The 15,549-nt window shown below is 62.8% G+C and carries 14 protein-coding genes and 1 pseudogene; 7 read left to right on the forward strand and 8 right to left on the reverse strand.

Annotation, left to right across the window (positions count from 1 at the left end; all coding sequences use genetic code 11):
- Positions 1-170: 170 nt before the first annotated feature.
- On the forward strand, positions 171-509 hold the full coding sequence (locus tag TZ53_RS22985) for a hypothetical protein (RefSeq protein ID WP_022684337.1): 339 nt from the start codon (positions 171-173) through the stop codon (positions 507-509).
- A gap of 131 nt (positions 510-640) precedes the next feature.
- Here TZ53_RS22985 and TZ53_RS27650 read toward each other — a convergent pair whose 3' ends face one another.
- Both TZ53_RS27650 and TZ53_RS22990 read right to left on the reverse strand, forming a co-directional pair.
- On the reverse strand, positions 641-754 hold the full coding sequence (locus TZ53_RS27650) for a copper-binding protein (protein ID WP_022684336.1): 114 nt from the start codon (positions 752-754) through the stop codon (positions 641-643).
- Between the two features lie 70 nt (positions 755-824).
- Complete coding sequence (locus TZ53_RS22990) at positions 825-1,232, reverse strand: MerR family transcriptional regulator (protein WP_022684335.1); 408 nt, start codon at positions 1,230-1,232, stop codon at positions 825-827.
- Positions 1,233-1,315: 83 nt separating this feature from the next.
- Here TZ53_RS22990 and TZ53_RS22995 point away from each other — a divergent pair, with 83 nt between their 5' ends.
- A complete protein-coding gene (locus TZ53_RS22995) occupies positions 1,316-1,684 on the forward strand; it encodes a mercuric transporter MerT family protein (RefSeq protein WP_022684334.1) in 369 nt (122 codons plus the stop codon).
- Positions 1,677-1,904 (forward strand): GDCCVxC domain-containing (seleno)protein, encoded by a 228-nt coding sequence (locus TZ53_RS27655; RefSeq protein ID WP_081643388.1) that lies wholly within the window; start codon positions 1,677-1,679, stop codon positions 1,902-1,904. The genes TZ53_RS22995 and TZ53_RS27655 overlap by 8 nt, the downstream gene beginning before the upstream one ends.
- A 64-nt stretch (positions 1,905-1,968) precedes the next feature.
- Here TZ53_RS27655 and TZ53_RS23000 read toward each other — a convergent pair whose 3' ends face one another.
- From TZ53_RS23000 to TZ53_RS23010, 3 genes and pseudogenes are all read right to left on the reverse strand, one after another.
- Positions 1,969-2,358 carry a copper-binding protein gene (locus TZ53_RS23000; RefSeq protein ID WP_022684333.1) on the reverse strand — a complete coding sequence of 130 codons (390 nt, stop codon included), beginning with the start codon at positions 2,356-2,358 and terminating at the stop codon, positions 1,969-1,971.
- Positions 2,355-5,513, reverse strand: coding sequence for an efflux RND transporter permease subunit (locus TZ53_RS23005; protein ID WP_044663261.1), 3,159 nt, complete (start codon positions 5,511-5,513; stop codon positions 2,355-2,357). Before TZ53_RS23005 ends, TZ53_RS23000 begins: the two co-directional genes overlap by 4 nt.
- Positions 5,510-6,256: pseudogene (locus TZ53_RS23010) on the reverse strand (efflux RND transporter periplasmic adaptor subunit); the annotation flags it as partial. The pseudogene TZ53_RS23010 and the gene TZ53_RS23005, both read right to left, overlap by 4 nt.
- Positions 6,257-6,270: 14 nt before the next feature.
- On the opposite strand from TZ53_RS23010, the gene TZ53_RS23015 reads away from it, so the two are divergent.
- A complete protein-coding gene (locus tag TZ53_RS23015) occupies positions 6,271-7,515 on the forward strand; it encodes a tyrosine-type recombinase/integrase (RefSeq protein WP_238320178.1) in 1,245 nt (414 codons plus the stop codon).
- Positions 7,512-8,675, forward strand: a complete 1,164-nt coding sequence (locus tag TZ53_RS23020) for a site-specific integrase (protein ID WP_044663263.1) — start codon at positions 7,512-7,514, stop codon at positions 8,673-8,675. The genes TZ53_RS23015 and TZ53_RS23020 overlap by 4 nt, the downstream gene beginning before the upstream one ends.
- Before the next feature lie 500 nt (positions 8,676-9,175).
- Here TZ53_RS23020 and TZ53_RS23025 read toward each other — a convergent pair whose 3' ends face one another.
- Genes TZ53_RS23025 through TZ53_RS23035 form a run of 3 tightly spaced genes read right to left on the reverse strand, consistent with a single transcriptional unit; the run spans position 9,176 to position 13,376 of the window.
- Positions 9,176-10,666: an efflux transporter outer membrane subunit gene (locus TZ53_RS23025; protein ID WP_044663264.1), complete on the reverse strand. Its 1,491-nt coding sequence runs from the start codon at positions 10,664-10,666 to the stop codon at positions 9,176-9,178.
- A 7-nt stretch (positions 10,667-10,673) separates the two neighbouring features.
- Positions 10,674-12,230 carry an MDR family MFS transporter gene (locus TZ53_RS23030; RefSeq protein WP_044663265.1) on the reverse strand — a complete coding sequence of 519 codons (1,557 nt, stop codon included), beginning with the start codon at positions 12,228-12,230 and terminating at the stop codon, positions 10,674-10,676.
- A gap of 6 nt (positions 12,231-12,236) precedes the next feature.
- Positions 12,237-13,376, reverse strand: coding sequence for an HlyD family secretion protein (locus tag TZ53_RS23035; protein WP_044663266.1), 1,140 nt, complete (start codon positions 13,374-13,376; stop codon positions 12,237-12,239).
- 120 nt (positions 13,377-13,496) lie between these two features.
- Between TZ53_RS23035 and TZ53_RS23040 the strand changes: the two genes are divergently transcribed.
- Together TZ53_RS23040 and TZ53_RS23045 are read left to right on the forward strand one after the other, a co-directional pair.
- The gene (locus TZ53_RS23040) at positions 13,497-13,961 is read left to right on the forward strand and encodes a MarR family winged helix-turn-helix transcriptional regulator (protein ID WP_044663267.1); all 465 of its coding nucleotides are present in this window, start codon (positions 13,497-13,499) and stop codon (positions 13,959-13,961) included.
- Positions 13,954-15,549 (forward strand): ABC1 kinase family protein, encoded by a 1,596-nt coding sequence (locus TZ53_RS23045; RefSeq protein WP_044663268.1) that lies wholly within the window; start codon positions 13,954-13,956, stop codon positions 15,547-15,549. The genes TZ53_RS23040 and TZ53_RS23045 overlap by 8 nt, the downstream gene beginning before the upstream one ends.

Consider the following 15,549-nt stretch of genomic DNA (forward strand, 5'->3'; position numbering starts at 1 on the left):
CCATGTTATCCGGCGCTACACGGACGGTCGGCCCCGCCGGAACAGCATCCACCCGACACCTTGGCCTGACAACTCGCCAGGCGAACCCTCCCAAGCGCTGGACGGCCATAGGCTGCCCAGCCCCTCGGAGCCAGTTTGCCCACGGCACCTTCAGTCCGAGGAGAGAAATCATGAAGACCTTGATATTCACCGCCGCCGCGGCCGCATTCACAGTGCTCGTCGCCACCCCGGTTCCGGCATTGGCGCAGGCTGATGTCGAGAAACCGGCCACCGTCAAATGCGAGTGGCAACCCCAAGCTCCTGGTCCGCGTGCACCGTTGAGTGCGAGGGTCTGCAAGAAGGTTGGCGACCAACGCGACCAGTGGACTGGCAAAGGCGGACCGGAATGCGATCCGGCCTATACCGGCAAGACCGGTCGCTATGTGTGGCGGATGCGGCCGCAATATGGTCCGCGCGCGCCGTTGCAGGGACCGGTCCGCGTTTGGGTCGACGGGAGCGATGTCTGCTGAGGCCGTGAAGTGATGGCGAGGGGCTAACTTGCCCTCGCCATCGATCATGGATCTGACGAAACATTTGCCTGTCCCAACTGTCGGAACTCTTCGGGAGGCGCTTCCACAGTGCCTCCCGACGCCTCATCGAATTATTTGTTGCTGATGCTGGTGACCTCGCCGGCATTGCCGTCGAGCTTCAGCTCGAAATTCACCTGATCGCCGACTTTCAGGCTGTCGATCATGGTCGCAGCGATGCCGCTCATGACCTCCACGCGGGGGCCGGACCCGAAGAGTATGGAGTTCGGCGTACAGAAGGCGTCGCCCAGGCGGAATTTAGCGAGCCGCAGATAATGTAGTGATCAGCGGGCACCCGAAATGGTCGCCGGAATTGCAGGCCCGCACGGTGTCGGCAAGGACCCGCTCCATGCGCTTCAAATCCGCGATCCGCGCGCGAATCTGCGTCAGATGCAAGGTCGCGATTTCGCGGGCATCGTCGCATGAGACATCATCGGCGGTGGCAATGCCGAGCAGCGCGCGAATCTCGTCGAGCGTGAAGCCCAGCTCCCGCGCGCGCCGAACGAAATGCAACCGCGCCACGTCCGCAGGGCCGAAGCTCCGATACCGGCCCCGCCGCGCCGCCTCGGGCAGGAGCCCGATCCGCTCATAATAGCGGATCGTCTCGATATTGCAGCGCGTGCGCCGCGACAGTTCCCCGATTGCGATAGTCTCCGATGTCGCCATTTGCTGCTCGAAATTGGGGGTTGAGTCTGTAGTGGCTACAGACGGTAGGATGCGATTCCGTTGATCACAAGGAGTCGCCCATCATGTCCGAACCGCCTGAGCTGCGCCGTTCTTTGGGAGCGGAGGGTGCTGCTCTTCTCACGGTCGGTGGAATCGCGGCGGCCTTCGGCGTGGCGTCCTGCTGTGCGCTGCCGATATTGCTCACCACCGCCGGCCTGGGCGCCGGATGGCTCGGCGGCATTGCCTTGGCGGCCAGCCCGTATCGGACGCTCCTGCTGTGCTTGAGCGCGCTCTTCCTGATCGGCGGCGCGATCATGCTCTGGCGGCAGCAGCGCATGGCGATGACCTGCGGACCCGGGGGCGTCTGCACACCGCCTGCCGTGCGCGCGGTCCTTCTCATCGGCTTGCTGCTGGGCGTGACGCTCCTCTGGCTTGGCTATTCCTATGTCTGAGGGTGTTTTCGTTCCTCAATCGGTCCTCACCTGTCCGCTGTGCGGCACGACGAAGACGGAGACGATGCCGACGAACGCCTGCCAGTTTTTCTATGATTGCACCGGTTGCGGAGCAGTCTTGCGGCCGAAGTCCGGCGATTGCTGCGTATTCTGCTCCTACGGGACCGTGCCGTGCCCACCGATTCAACTCGCCGGGCCGGACGCCTCCTGCTGCACCTGACAATCGTTGGCCATGGCGGGCCGCCGGCATTCCGGCGACCCGCCCGGAGCAGGTCTGGAACCGATTACTGCTTTGCGATCGCGGTCACCTCGCCGGCATTGCCGTCGAGCTTCAGTTCGAAATTCACCTCATCGCCCGCTTTCACGCTGTCGATGAGCGCCGGCGCGGCCTTGAACGCCATCGTCATCGCCGGCCAGTTGGCCTCGGCGATCGGGCCATGGTCGAGCGTGATCGTTCCGGCGGCCTTGTCGACGGCCGTCACTTTGCCGGTGCCCTTGGCCATCTTGGCTGTGGGGGACATCGCCATATTGCCCATGTCGCCAGCCATCGCGTTGGTTTCGGTAGCCGCCGGTGCCGCCGTATTCGTCGCTGCCGCCTCATTGGTCTCGGTCTTCGAGCCACAGGCAGCAAGGGTAGCGGTCAGGGCCAGGACGGACAGAGCGTGAACTTTCATTGCAGGTTCCTTTCGTGGTGCTTCATTGGGATAGAGGGTTGAGAAGACCGCCGCCTCAGAAGCAGATAGGCGGCGGGGATGACGAACATGGAGAGAAGCGGCGCGGTCAGCATGCCGCCGACCATGGGCGCGGCGATCCGACTCATGACTTCCGAGCCGGCGCCAGAACCAACAAGGATCGGCAAAAGCCCCGCGATAATGACGGCGACGGTCATCGCCTTGGGCCGGACCCTGAGCAGCGCGCCTTCGCGCACCGCTTCTGCAATATCTTCGTGCGACGGCCTCTCGCCCCGCGCCTCAAGGGCATCCCTGAGATAGATCAGCATCACGACGCCGAACTCGGCGGCCACGCCGGCAAGCGCAATGAACCCGACGCCAGTCGCGACCGACTGGTGATAGCCGAGCAGGTAGAGGATCCAGAAACCGCCGGTGAGCGCGAAGGGGAGCGTGCCCATGATGAGCACTGCCTCGTCGAGCCGCCGGAAGATGAGGTACAGCAGCAGGAAGATGATCGCGAGCGTCGCCGGCACGACGATCTTCAGCCGGTCGATCGCGCGCGCGAGATATTCGAATTGGCCCGAATAGGCGAGGCTGACACCCGACGAGAGCTTGACCTCGCGGGCCACCGCATTCTGCAGATCATCGACCACGGAGGCGAGATCGCGTCCCCGGACGTCGACATAGACCCAGGTCGATGGCCGTCCGTTCTCGGTCTTCAGCATCGGCGGTCCGTCGCTGATCGCGATCTGCGCGACGCTGCCCAGCGTGATTTGCTGGCCCGATGGCGTGAGCACCGGAAGAGCGCGCAGTGCGTCCGGACTGTCGCGCAACTCGCGCGGGTAGCGGACATTGATGGGATAGCGCGCCAGCCCCTCGACGGTTTGGCCGACATTCTCGCCGCCGATCGCGCCCGCGACGATCGCCTGGACATCGGAGATGTTGAGGCCATATCGCGCGGCGGCGATCCGATCGATCTGCACATCGACATAACGCCCGCCGGTCAGCCGCTCGGCGAGTGCGGAGCTTACTCCGGGCACTCCCTTCGCGACCCGTTCCACCTCGCGCGCGATATGGTCGATGGCGGCAAGATCCGACCCAGAGACCTTGACCCCGATCGGGCTCTTGATGCCGGTCGCCAGCATGTCGATCCGGTTGCGGATGGGCGGCACCCAGATGTTGGCGAGGCCGGGTACTTTCACGGTGCGGTCGAGCTCTTCGACCAGCTTCTCCGGGGTCATGCCGGGCCGCCATTGCTCGCGCGGCTTGAAGCGGATCGTCGTCTCGAACATTTCGAGCGGGGCGGGGTCGGTCGCGCTCTCCGCGCGCCCCGCTTTCCCGAACACGCTCTGGACTTCAGGCACCGACTTGATCATGCGATCGGTCTGCTGGAGCAGCTCCGAGGCCTTGGCGGCAGAGAGCCCCGGCAGGGCCGAGGGCATGTAGAGAAGATCGCCCTCGTTCATCGCCGGCAGGAATTCGCCGCCGAGCCGGGACAGCGGCCAAGCGGTCGTCAGGAAGACCAGCCCCGCGAGGACGAGGGTCGCCTTGGGTTTCTTCAACACCCAGTCGATGGCGGGACGATAGGCCCGCGTCAGCGCGCGGTTGACCGGATTGGCCTGCTCGGAAGGAATCTTGCCCCGGATGAGCCAGCCCATCAGCACCGGAACCAGCGTCACGGACAGGATCGCCGCGGCCGCCATGGTGTAGGTCTTGGTGAACGCGAGCGGCGCGAAGAGACGCCCTTCCTGTGCTTCCAAAGTGAAGACGGGCACGAAGGACAGGGTGATGATGAGGAGCGAGAAGAAGAGCGCGGGACCCACCTCGCGCGCCGCGTCGGTGATCACGGTCCAGCGCGCCGCCCCGGCCAGCTCTTCACCGGGATGGTCATGCTCCCATTGCTCGATCCGCTTGTGGGCGTTCTCGATCATCACGATCGCGGCGTCGACCATGGCGCCGATCGCGATCGCGATCCCGCCCAAGGACATGATGTTGGCGTTGACGCCCTGGAAATGCATCACGATGAAGGCGGCGAGGACGCCAAGCGGCAGCGTGACGATGGCGACAAGTGCCGAGCGCACGTGCCAGAGGAACAGCGCGCAGACGATCGCCACAACCACGAACTCTTCGGCAAGTTTGTGCGTGAGGTTCTCAATGGCGGCATCGATGAGGTGGGAGCGGTCATAGGTGGGCACGATCGCGACGCCGTGCGGCAGGCTCTTCTTTAAGAGCTCGAGCTTGTCCTGCACCGCCTGGATAGTGGCACGTGCGTCTGATCCCGAACGCAGGATGACGACTCCGCCCGCCACTTCGCCGTCGCCGTCGAGCTCGGCGATACCGCGGCGCATTTCGGGGCCAAGCTGGATGGTCGCGACGTCGCCGAGCGTTACCGGCACGCCGCCGGCCGCAGTGCGCAGCGGTATGGCGCGGAAGTCGTCGAGCGACTGCAGATAGCCCGAAGCGCGCACCATATATTCGGCCTCGCCCAGCTCGAGGACCGAGCCTCCGGTTTCCTGGTTGGCCTGCCCGATCGCCGCGACGGCCTGCGCGTGGGTGATGCCGTAACCGGCAAGCTTCACCGGATCGAGCACGACCTGATATTGCTTGACCATGCCGCCGATGCTGGCGACTTCGGCCACCCCCGGCAGGCTCTTGAGCTCGTAGCGGAGGAACCAGTCCTGGAGCGACCGCAGCTGCGCGAGGTCGTGTCCGCCGGTCCGATCGACCAGCGCATATTGATAGACCCACCCCACCCCGGTGGCGTCGGGGCCGATCGCGCTGCGCGCGGTGTCAGGCAAGCGGCCCTGGACCTGGTTGAGATATTCAAGGACGCGCGAGCGCGCCCAATAAAGGTCGGTCCCATCGGCGAAAATGACATAGACGAAGCTGTCGCCGAAGAAGGAATAGCCGCGCACGGTCTTCGCCCCGGGCACCGACAGCATCGTCGTCGCGAGCGGGTAGGTGATCTGATTTTCGACGATCTGGGGGGCTTGGCCCGGATAGCTCGTGCGGATGATGACCTGCGTGTCCGAGAGGTCGGGCAGGGCGTCGATCGGCGTGCTGCGCAAGGCAAGGAGTCCGCCGAGGACGAGCGCCAGGGCGCCGAGCACTACGAACAGGCGGTTGTTCGCCGACCAGTCGATGAGACGGCCGATCATCGCGCCGCCTCGCGGCTGAGCGTGCGAACGATGGGGCCTTCCGCCGCTTGGTCGAAGCCGAAGACGACGCGGTCGCCCTTTTTGAACCCCCGCGCGTGCGCCGGGCTCCCCAGCTTGAACGTCATCGTCATCGCCGGCCATTTGAGGGCGGGGACAGGAGCGTGACTGAGGGTAATCCGGTCGCCCGCGATGCTCTCGATCCGCCCGTTCGTACGATAGGCGCCGGTCGAAGGTGCTTCTGCTCGCGGCGTGGCGGCTGGCCCACTGATCGGGCGCGCTTCGATGCCGGAGAGGTTGGCCTCGGAATCGATCAGGAACTGGCCGGAAGCGACAATCTTCTCCCCCTCGGCAAGGCCGGCAAGGATTTCGGTCTGGCCTCCTGCTTCTGCACCGGTCTGCACCTCGGCAGGGCGGTAGCGCCCTTGCGGCAGCGCCAGCATGACGAGCGCGCGCTTGCCGGTGCGGATGATGGCTTCCGAGGGCACGAGCAGCGCCGAGCGGGCAGCGCGGCCGAGATCGACCGAGGCGAACATGCCGGGGCGCAGGCGCCCGGCTCGATTGGGAAGTTCGATCCGCACGGTGAGCGTCCGGCTTTCGGCGGCGACGCTTGGGAGAATCGCGGCAATCCGGCCCATGAAGCGTTCGCCGGGATAGGCGGCGAGGGTCGCGGTCGCGCTCTGCCCCGGCCGGAGCCTCCCGGCCATCGCCTCCGGCACTGCGGCATTCAGCCACACCGTACGCAGCCTAAGCTGCATTTATGGAAGAAAAGCACGAAAAAACAAATGCTTCAGTTGTGGAAGGTGGCGAGCAAGTTGGTGGTAGCCAAGGCTCAGTCGTAGCCTCGCGAAGACGCTCCCACCGCCTCAAACTGACCGGCTATGTCGCACGTCGAAAGTCGCTCCCGATCGGCATCACATGGGATACCGAGCTTCCCGGCTTCGGGCTGCGCAAGCGAAAGTCAGGACATCTCACCTGGATTGTGAAGCACAGGCCGCGAGGCGTTCAGCGAATGGTGACGCTGGGAAGCGCGGGAGTGGCGCCAGGCGCGCTGAGCGCTCCCGCCGCGCGCGCTGCCGCGCGCAGATTGCTAATCAGGGCAATGCTTGCCGATCTACCCACCGCTCCCGAGCAAAAGCGGGTGCCGCTCTTTGCCGACTACGCCGAGGAATTCTGGCTCGACTACTCGCCGCACTGGAAACCGTCCACTCGCCGAACCTCGCGCTCGCGTATCGACCAGCTGCTGGTGCCGCGCTTCGGCGACCTGCCGGTCGATACGATTGCGCGTGCCGACATCAACCGCTGGCGCGACAGCATGGCCGCCAGGGGAGGGGCCTTCAACCGCGCGATCCCGATCATGTCGGTGATGATGCAATATGCCGAGAAGCTCGGTTATCGCCCGAGAGGTAGCAATCCCTGTCGCGGCGTTTCGCGCTTCAAGCGCGATCTGCCGGAACGGTATTTGTCTGCCGACGAGTACCGGAGACTGGGGAGAGTGCTGGCCGAGCCCGAGGGTGCCAACCCGTTCATCGCCCCGGCCCTGTTGATGCTGATCTACACCGGGGCGCGTGTTTCGGAGATTGCGACGCTGCGCTGGCGCTCCGTCCAGCCACCCCGCCTTGCGCTGCCTGACAGCAAGACCGGTCCGAAGACGATCTATCTCAACTCGCAGGCGATCGCTGTTCTCGATGAGCTGGAGCGGCGCGGTGACGATCAGCTGGTTTTTCCGGCGATGCATCGCGAGGTGCCGATCAATCTCGGTCAGCACTGGGCCAGGATCAGGCGCAAGGCGGCGTTGCCCGATGTGCGCCTTCATGACCTTCGCCATAGCTTTGCCTCCGTCGCCATCGCGCGGGGCATCCCGCTCGCGACGATCGGCAAGCTGCTCGGTCACGCCCTTCCCGAAACGACCGCTCGCTACGCGCACCTTGCGGACGAGGTGATCTCGGAAAGCGCCAATCGCATTTGCTCCAGTCTCGCAAGTTCGATGGGGATCGCCGTATGACCAGCTACGACCTTAAGCAGATCCTGGCTGAGGAACTCGCGCGCGTCATTCCCGGCGAAGCTGGAAGGCGCCGCTCGAAATTCGACTATGTGCTCCCCGGCTTTGGCGAGCGCGTTCATCCCTCGGGCCGCAGGAGCTATGTTCTACAGCGCACGATAGGCGGGAAACAGCGGCTCATCACCATCGGCGATAGAGCGATCCTGACCGAGCGGATTGCCAAGGATGTGGCGCGCCGACTTATTCTTCGCATCGAGCTCGGACAGAACCCGGCCGACAAGAAGCAGCGCGGCAGGAAGATGCCGACCTATGCGGCGTTTCTCAAATCCTATTGGGATGTGGCGGCGCCGACCTGGAAACCGTCGACCCGCGAGATTCATGACATCTACCGACGCACTCATCTGGACCATGCATTCACGGGCAAGTTCATTGATGAAATCAGCCATGCCGATGCGGTTCGCTGGCATGCGGCGCTGACGCGCTCGGCTGGGCCGGGTGCCGCCAATCGCGCCATGGAGATCCTGAAAGCGATGTTCGGCAAGGCAGAGGCCTGGGGCTATCTACCCGAGCAATCGAACCCCTTCCGGGGCGTGAAACGGAACAAGGGGCGCAAGATCGAGCGCTTTCTTTGCGAAGCCGAAATGGCGCGGCTTGGCGAAGCCTTGGCCAGTTATCGCGCAGAGAAGCCCGTCGAGGTTGCTGTTGTTTCACTGCTGGCACTCACAGGATGTCGGCGAGGTGAGATCCTCAATCTCACTTGGGGCGAGGTCCAAGGGCGAAAGCTGAAACTGACGGACTCGAAAACCGGACCGCGCATCGTCTGGCTGGGTCAGGAGGCGAGGGCGGTGCTCGACAGTCTGCCGCGTGATAGAAAGGAGGCACGCGTATTTGCGTTTGAGGTACAGCCTGCCTCTGCGCTCGCTTGGTTCTGGTGCAAATTGCGAACCGATGCCGGCCTTGAGGATGTCAGGCTGCATGACCTGAGGCACAACTATGCCAGTCTCGCTGCCCGGTCATCCGAAACGTTACCGATGATTGGACGCCTGTTGGGGCACAAGGAAACTCGCACGACGGCCCGTTATGCGCATTTCGATGACGGCGCACTTATTGAAGCTGCCGCTGCGATCGGGGGGGAGCTTGCCGAACAGCTTTCAAGAGATTGAAAGGATTGATGCATCATGGCTTCCGGACCAGCCTTGCGGTGCAGTTCTTGTTGAAGTCTATCGAAGGGGGAAGCTAACAACTGTTCCATCCGACCGCTTTGCGCCCCAATTTCGGCCGCTAAAACTCGAACGGGCAACTCCTAAAAGCGGACGAACGGCATTTCGATAATTTCACGATCAAGAGATAGTCCGAATCTTTCCGGGCCCACCAAATGCCGCCGCATGCCGCTATTTCACGCCTAACGCCGCTTGGGCTACGCCCGCTCATCGTAGCTTTAGAAAACCACGGAACATCGGGTCAGATCTTTGGTCGCTGGACTGCTTTGCGTCCGGCTTTCCGAAGGTAGCGTCACAAGAAAACCAGTTGCGAAGGGCGAGTTGAGAATTCTCAGCGAAGTCCCTTCTCTTAGCCCAGCGCTTTCTTCCAGCGCTTCGCTTGGGTCCCGCAATGACAATCCAGCGGGGATGCTGTTTCCCCACAAGCCCGCCGGATTATCTCGCTATGAAGATTCAGGAATTCCTATGTTAGCGACAGCAGGCATCGTTCCTGGTTCACTCCAACCGAGACCCAACGACTTTTGGATTGCGATCCAGCTGTTGGTCATGGCGGCGATCGAACGATTTAAATCGACCGTCGCCTGCTGCCGTTGCCGCAAGGAGGTATTCAGGTCTGCCTGGGAAATTGCGCCAGCTTTGTATCGTTGTTGATTGAGTCCAGCCGCGGTGTCGGCCTGCCGCTTGACTTGCGCCAGAGCAGCCACGTTGGCGCGTTGCTGGCTGAAGCGGGCAAGCGATTGCTCTGCGTCCTGTAGCGCGCGCAACACAATCTCGCGATAACGCTGCAAGGCCTCTTCCCGCCCGGCCTCGGCCTGGTCGATCGAAGCTTCGGTTCGACCGAAGTCGAGCAGGTTCCACTGCAATTGCGGCAATGCTATCGCCGAGAGGTTGCCCAGATCGAAGATGTCATCGGGCTGGGTGCCTCCGAGGCCAAGAATTCCCATGAAGGAAAGCTTCGGAAACCGCGCTGCCTCGGCCACGCCAATACGGGCATTGGCTGCCGCGAGCGTCCGCTCGGCCGCGCGAATGTCGGGCCTCCTCGCGATCAGCGCGGCAGGGTCGCCCACAGCTACGCGCGTTGGAGGCAAGGGGATTGCCGAGTCTTTTGAGAGCAGCTGATCAAGACTGCCGGGTGCTTCTCCGGTGAGCACCGCCAAGGTGTCTTTCAGGACCGCAACATCGGCAGTCGCTTCCGCGATCTGTGACTTGAGCAGCTCAAGCTCGGCATTTGCGTTGCCGACCGGAAACAAGGCGAGCGCGCCTTGCGTATACCTCTGGTAAGTCAGCTCCAGGGTCTGCTGCTGCAATTCGCGCTGCTGCTCGACAAGGTCGAGGCGCGACTGGGCTTCCCTGAGACCGACGTATGCCCTGGCGACTTCAGCCGCGAGTTGGACCTGCGCATCCTCGGCGTTCGCAACGCTTGCCGCGGCCTGCGCATTGGCGGCTTCGATGCGCCTCCGCTGCCCTCCGGCAAAGTCTATTTCCCAGTTTGCATTGAGACCCACGTTGTAGACACTCAACGTTTCCTCATCCTCGGTTTGGCCGGGCGTCCCTGGCGTTCCGGACGGTGGACCGTTCTGAAGGTCGAGACCGGGTATTTTGGCTTGGATCGTAGTTGCCTGGCCAGCGGCCGAGGGAAGCCGGTTGGCGCGTTCCTGCCGCAGCGAGGCACGCGCCTGGTCGATCCTGGCGCGGGCGGCAGCGACGCCGGGATTTCCGGCAAGCGCGCGCGCTTCGAGGTCGTTAAGCACCGGATCGCCCAGCAGCAACCACCAGTCGCTGGAGAGCGGCGCTTGCGAATCCACATCGGAACCGGCCCGCAGGAAGCCATCCGCCCCGACCGAGGCAACCCGGGGCGGCCCGGCATAATCGGGACCGGCAGTGCACGCTCCGAGAAGAGCGAAAGTGAAAAGAAGCGGGATGAGCTTGCGCATGAAGGTCTCAGTGCATCGAGAGCGAGGCGTTCTTGGGCAGCGCCCGAAGAAACATCACGAGTGGAACGGTTGCGAGCGTGATCGCGCCCATCGCGAAAAAGACGTCGTTGTAGGTCATGACGAAAGCTTCGCGCTGGATTGTGCCTGAAAGCATTTGCAGAGCAGCTTGCGGGCTGCCCAGCGAGGTAGTGAGACCATCGATATAATCCTGCAGACGTCCACCGTTCGCATTGAGCGATTCTTCCATGCGTCTGCTGTGATGCCACAGTCGCTGGTCTTGGAACGAGGCAAGGCCGGCCAGCGCAAAAGACCCGCCCAGATTGCGTGCGGCGTTGAAGATGCCAGAAGCATCGCCAGCGTCTTCTCTTGCGACAGAAGCAACGGTCGCCTGATTGAGGAACATCATCGTTAGGATCATACCGACGCCACGCAAGAACTGGCTTTCAGTGAAAACGCCGCCACCTGACTCCGCGGTCAGATTGACTGATATGAAGCAGCTGAGCGCCATAATCAGCATCCCGGCTCCCACGGCGAAGCGGATATGAATCCTGCGGATCATAAACGGCAGGATGGGCATCAGCAAGAAAGCGGGCACCCCCATCCAGAAGATGACGAGACCGGTCTGCAAGGCGTTGTAGTCGGAAATGATCGTCAGAAACTGCGGGATGACATATGTCGAGCCATACATCACCATACCAAGCGCTAGGGCCATGACGACGACGCTGGCGAACTGTCGGCTCAACATCAGACGAAGCTTCAAGACCGGCTTCCGGGCGTAGATCTGTCCATAGGTGAGCAGCGCGAAGCCGATAACAGTGACAATCGTGAGCTGGACGATCAGCGCCGATTCAAACCACTCTTCGCGGTGCCCTTCCTCGAGCACGACGGTCAGACCGCCCAGACCGAGGATCATTCCCAGAATACCTGCCCAGTCCGCTTCTCGCAGGTAAACCCAGTCCGGCTTTTCGTGCGGCAGTCCAATGAATAGCAGCAGGAGAAGAAGGGCGCAGACCGGAACGTTGACGAAGAACGCATAGTGCCAACTGAGATTTTCGGTCAGCCAACCGCCGACCAGCGGCCCCATGACCGGCCCCAGGACCACCGTCATGCCGAACAGTGCCATGCCTATCGGCTGCTGCGATGGCGGCAGTCGCTTTGCGACAATGGTCATTGCCGTCGGTATGAGCGCGCCGCCCATGAAACCCTGGCCCACACGCCCGATGATCATGGTAGTTAGGTCTGTCGCCACGCCGCAGAGAACGGAAAACGCGGTGAATGAGCTTACCGCGACGATCAGGAGGGTGCGAAGCCCGAAAAGCCGCTCCAACCAAGCGCTAAGCGGGATGACGATGATCTCAGCGACCAGAAACGCCGTGGCGATCCAGGTGCCTTCGGTGCCGGTCGCGCCGATTTCGCCCTGGATCGTCGGCAAGGCTGAATTTACGATCGAGATGTCCAGCGTGGCCAGCATCGCGCCAAGGGCACCGGCAGCCACGGCAATCCACGCGGTTGCATCAGCGCGCTCGGGGGTACCGGTGACGCGTGTAGGCGAGGCCGCTTGCATTTCTTGTCAGCGCCCGCGCGTGCGGAGCGCGTCAAGTTCGCCCTTCGCGCCACGGGTATCGACCGTTGCCACCACTGACATGCCCGGAACCAGCAGGCGCTGGACCTCCGGCGTTGCCTGTATCGAGATGCGGACGGGGACGCGCTGCACAATCTTCGTGAAATTGCCGGTGGCGTTCTGCGGTGGCAGGATCGAGAACTCGGCACCTGTACCGGGTGCGATGCTTTCGACTCGACCCTCGATTTCGAGTTCGGGCAGTGCGTCGATTTCCAAAGCGACCGGCTGTCCTCGACGGATCAAGCCGAGTTGGGTTTCCTTGAAATTAGCCGTCACATAGATCCTGTCAGTCGGCACCACGCTCATGAGCCGTTGCCCCGGTTGGACGTACTGGCCGGCGCGAACAGTCAGATCGCCAATCCGCCCCGTGATGCTTGACCGCAATGTCGTCGCTGACAGGTTCAGACGCGCGGCCTCAAGCTGAGCGCGCGCTGCGCTAGCCTGTGAGACAGCCTGCTGGATTTGCTCGCCTAGAGTGCCTTGTCGCCTCTGTGCGGCCAGAAGCCCCGCCCTGGCGGCGGCGACCTGTGCCTGCGCTTCGCGGGCTTGCGCCTGTAGCTGGTCCAGCTTTTCCCGAGGTTCTGCCCCGCTCGCCGCAAGCGGACGATAGCGCGAAACCTGTTCCCCCGCGAGCGCCGCCTGCGCCGTCGCCGCTGCAAGCTGTGCGCGGGCTTGATTGATCGCAGCGTCCTGTTCCCGCTGCTGCGCACGAATGGTATCGGCGCCAGCCAGTGTCGCGGCAATCTGCGCAGTGACCTGATTCGACTGCGCGCGATAGTCACGAACATCGAGCTGAGCGAGGGCGTCGCCTTCCTTTACCGGCTGATTTTCCGTGACCAGCACGCGGTCGATGTAGCCAGCCACCTTCGGAGCGACCACCACGCTGTCGGCCGCGATATAGGCGTTGTCAGTCGACTGCTGGTATTTTCCATATGTCTCATGGCGATAATACCAAATGCCGGCCGCGATCAGGACGACGAGCCCAGCGAGAATCAGAGCGCGCCGAACCTTCGGATTGGAGAGCGCCTTGGGCTTGTCCCTTTCCTTCTCGGCTGCAGGATCGATTGCCTGCCCTATGCTATCGTCCATTTGCCCTCGTACTCCAAAGCTGCGCCCGCGACGCTTCCGCGCCACATAAGCCTTCTTCGGAGATATGAAAGCCCTTTACTAATTCCAAAGCGTAGGTAGCTTCCTTTGATGACTGGTAAGATGACCGGCCCCGATCTCCAAAACGTCGTAAACGATAATGATCGCGCCATTTTCCTGATGGACGAAATCAGCCGGGCGGCCCGAAGAGCATTCGACGAACGCACACAGCCGATTGGCCTGCACCGCACGCAGTGGAGGGTGCTGGCTCAGCTCATCAAGGACCCGTCGCTGAATCAATCCGACGTCGCCAGGCAGCTCGAACTTGAATCGGCTACGGTCGGTCTCGCTGTCTCGGCGTTATGTAATCAGGGGTACATCATCCGCCGCCGCGACTTGAGCGATGGCCGGGCTTGGCAGCTTGAGCTGACGAAGAAGGTCGAGGACATCCTCCCCGAACTCCGAAGGGCCGCGGACGCGACGCACGAAAAGTTGTGGGCAGGGGTATCGCCAGCACAAAAGAGGTCGCTCACCGACGTGCTGGCGATCATGAGCGCAAACGCACGTGGATTGCTTTCCGATGCCTGACCTCCATAATCTCACGTTGAGCGAGAGCCGACGCCTCGCGCAGGTGATTGGCATACTTGGCAGGCACGGTCTGAGCGGACTTTCGGCAAGTCTGGGGATCGGGGCGAGCCGCGGCGAACCGGTTTCTCCGCGACCGGACCAGCTCGTTACTGCGTTGCGCGAGATCGGCCCGGTCGCCGTCAAGTTCGGGCAGGTCTTGGCAATGCGGAGCGACATGCTCCCATCGGAATGGACCAGTGCGCTCGCGACCCTGCAGGATCGCGTGCCAGCCGTGGCATTTGCCCAAGTTCGACATTCGATAGAGGCGGCGTTGGGCGCGCCGGTGTCCGAATACTTCGAACGTTTCGACGAGACGCCGCTTGCTGCAGGTTCCATCGCGCAGGTCCACGCCGCGGTGCGCAAGGATGGTGTCCCGGTCATCGTGAAGATCAGGCGCCCAGGCATAGAGGAGATCGTAGACGCCGATCTTCGCCTGCTTCGGCGGGTTGCCCGTCTGGCGCAGCGAGTCAATCCGTCCGTCGCCCGCCAGCGCCCCGACGAACTCCTGCGTTTCTTCGCCGAAAGCCTCGACCGCGAAATGGACCTTTCAGCGGAAGGAAGCGCCAGCGAGGAGATCGGAACATTCCTTGCTGATTTCGGCGTGGAGACGGCCCAGTTTGACTGGGACGCGACGGGGCGTAGCATCAATATGCAGGAGCGCGTTGATGCGCTTCCTGCGACCGACCTGGATCGGCTCCGCGCCGCAGGGATCGACCTGTCCCAGGTGGCCCGCACCTACGCCCAGGCGGTCTTGCGAATGATCGTGATCAACGGCCGTTTTCATGCCGATCCCCATCCCGGCAACTTGTTGGTCAAAACTGACGGCACCCTCGTGTTCATAGATTTCGGCGCCGTTGGGACATTGTTGCCGCACCGCCGAGACGAACTCGTCGAGCTTTCCCTGGCGATCGCGGCCGAGGACACCGCTAGCCTCGCCGATGTGCTCCTTGGGTGGGCGGGCGATCCTGCCGTCGACCGGGAAGCACTCGTCCGGGCGCTGGCGGGCCTGATTGACCGGTTCAAGGCGTCCGTGCTGGCCCAGATCGATCTAGGTGAAATTTTCGCCGAGGTGTTCCGCCTGTTACGGGAGTTTCAGCTATCGCTGCCTCCGGATCTCGCGCTAATGTTGCGCACGCTCCTTACCGCGGAAGGATTCGTGCGGCGCATCGACCCGCGCTTCGACATCGGCGCGGAACTGGCCCCTATTGCGCGGCAATTGCTTCGTGAACGAGCTGGATTTGGAGAGCTGCGCGACAAGGCGCGTCGCACAGTCACGCTTCTGGGACGGGCAGCGCTGAATGCGCCCGAGCTGATTTTGGCGCTGGAGAAGATCGTGCGATCCGGCCGACTGCCGATCAACCTAGACCGGCGGGATCTAGAGTTGCTGGCGAGAGGTGGTCGCCAGCAGTCTCTCGCTGGTCATCATGTCATCTCTGCTGCCCTCATTATCGCGGCAGCGCTATTATTGGAGGGGCAGCCAACGTTGGCTGGAGGGTGCGCATTACTGTCGGGGTCTCTGATCGTGGTCAATTGGTTCCGTCGTGAATGA

Source organism: Sphingobium sp. YBL2 (assembly GCF_000943805.1).
Taxonomy (GTDB): domain Bacteria; phylum Pseudomonadota; class Alphaproteobacteria; order Sphingomonadales; family Sphingomonadaceae; genus Sphingobium; species Sphingobium fuliginis.

Bases quoted from the DNA above. Each gene is read 5' to 3' on its own strand.
- TZ53_RS23015 (WP_238320178.1), top strand. From the start codon at position 6,271: ATGGAAGAAAAGCACGAAAAAACAAATGCTTCAGTTGTGGAAGGTGGC.
- TZ53_RS23000 (WP_022684333.1), bottom strand. From the start codon at position 2,358: ATGAAAGTTCACGCTCTGTCCGTCCTGGCCCTGACCGCTACCCTTGCT.
- TZ53_RS27650 (WP_022684336.1), bottom strand. From the start codon at position 754: ATGAGCGGCATCGCTGCGACCATGATCGACAGCCTGAAAGTCGGCGAT.
- TZ53_RS23035 (WP_044663266.1), bottom strand. From the start codon at position 13,376: ATGGACGATAGCATAGGGCAGGCAATCGATCCTGCAGCCGAGAAGGAA.
- TZ53_RS22985 (WP_022684337.1), top strand. From the start codon at position 171: ATGAAGACCTTGATATTCACCGCCGCCGCGGCCGCATTCACAGTGCTC.
- TZ53_RS23045 (WP_044663268.1), top strand. From the start codon at position 13,954: ATGCCTGACCTCCATAATCTCACGTTGAGCGAGAGCCGACGCCTCGCG.
- TZ53_RS23025 (WP_044663264.1), bottom strand. From the start codon at position 10,666: ATGCGCAAGCTCATCCCGCTTCTTTTCACTTTCGCTCTTCTCGGAGCG.
- TZ53_RS22990 (WP_022684335.1), bottom strand. From the start codon at position 1,232: ATGGCGACATCGGAGACTATCGCAATCGGGGAACTGTCGCGGCGCACG.
- TZ53_RS23030 (WP_044663265.1), bottom strand. From the start codon at position 12,230: ATGCAAGCGGCCTCGCCTACACGCGTCACCGGTACCCCCGAGCGCGCT.
- TZ53_RS23040 (WP_044663267.1), top strand. From the start codon at position 13,497: ATGACCGGCCCCGATCTCCAAAACGTCGTAAACGATAATGATCGCGCC.
- TZ53_RS27655 (WP_081643388.1), top strand. From the start codon at position 1,677: ATGTCTGAGGGTGTTTTCGTTCCTCAATCGGTCCTCACCTGTCCGCTG.
- TZ53_RS23020 (WP_044663263.1), top strand. From the start codon at position 7,512: ATGACCAGCTACGACCTTAAGCAGATCCTGGCTGAGGAACTCGCGCGC.
- TZ53_RS22995 (WP_022684334.1), top strand. From the start codon at position 1,316: ATGTCCGAACCGCCTGAGCTGCGCCGTTCTTTGGGAGCGGAGGGTGCT.
- TZ53_RS23005 (WP_044663261.1), bottom strand. From the start codon at position 5,513: ATGATCGGCCGTCTCATCGACTGGTCGGCGAACAACCGCCTGTTCGTA.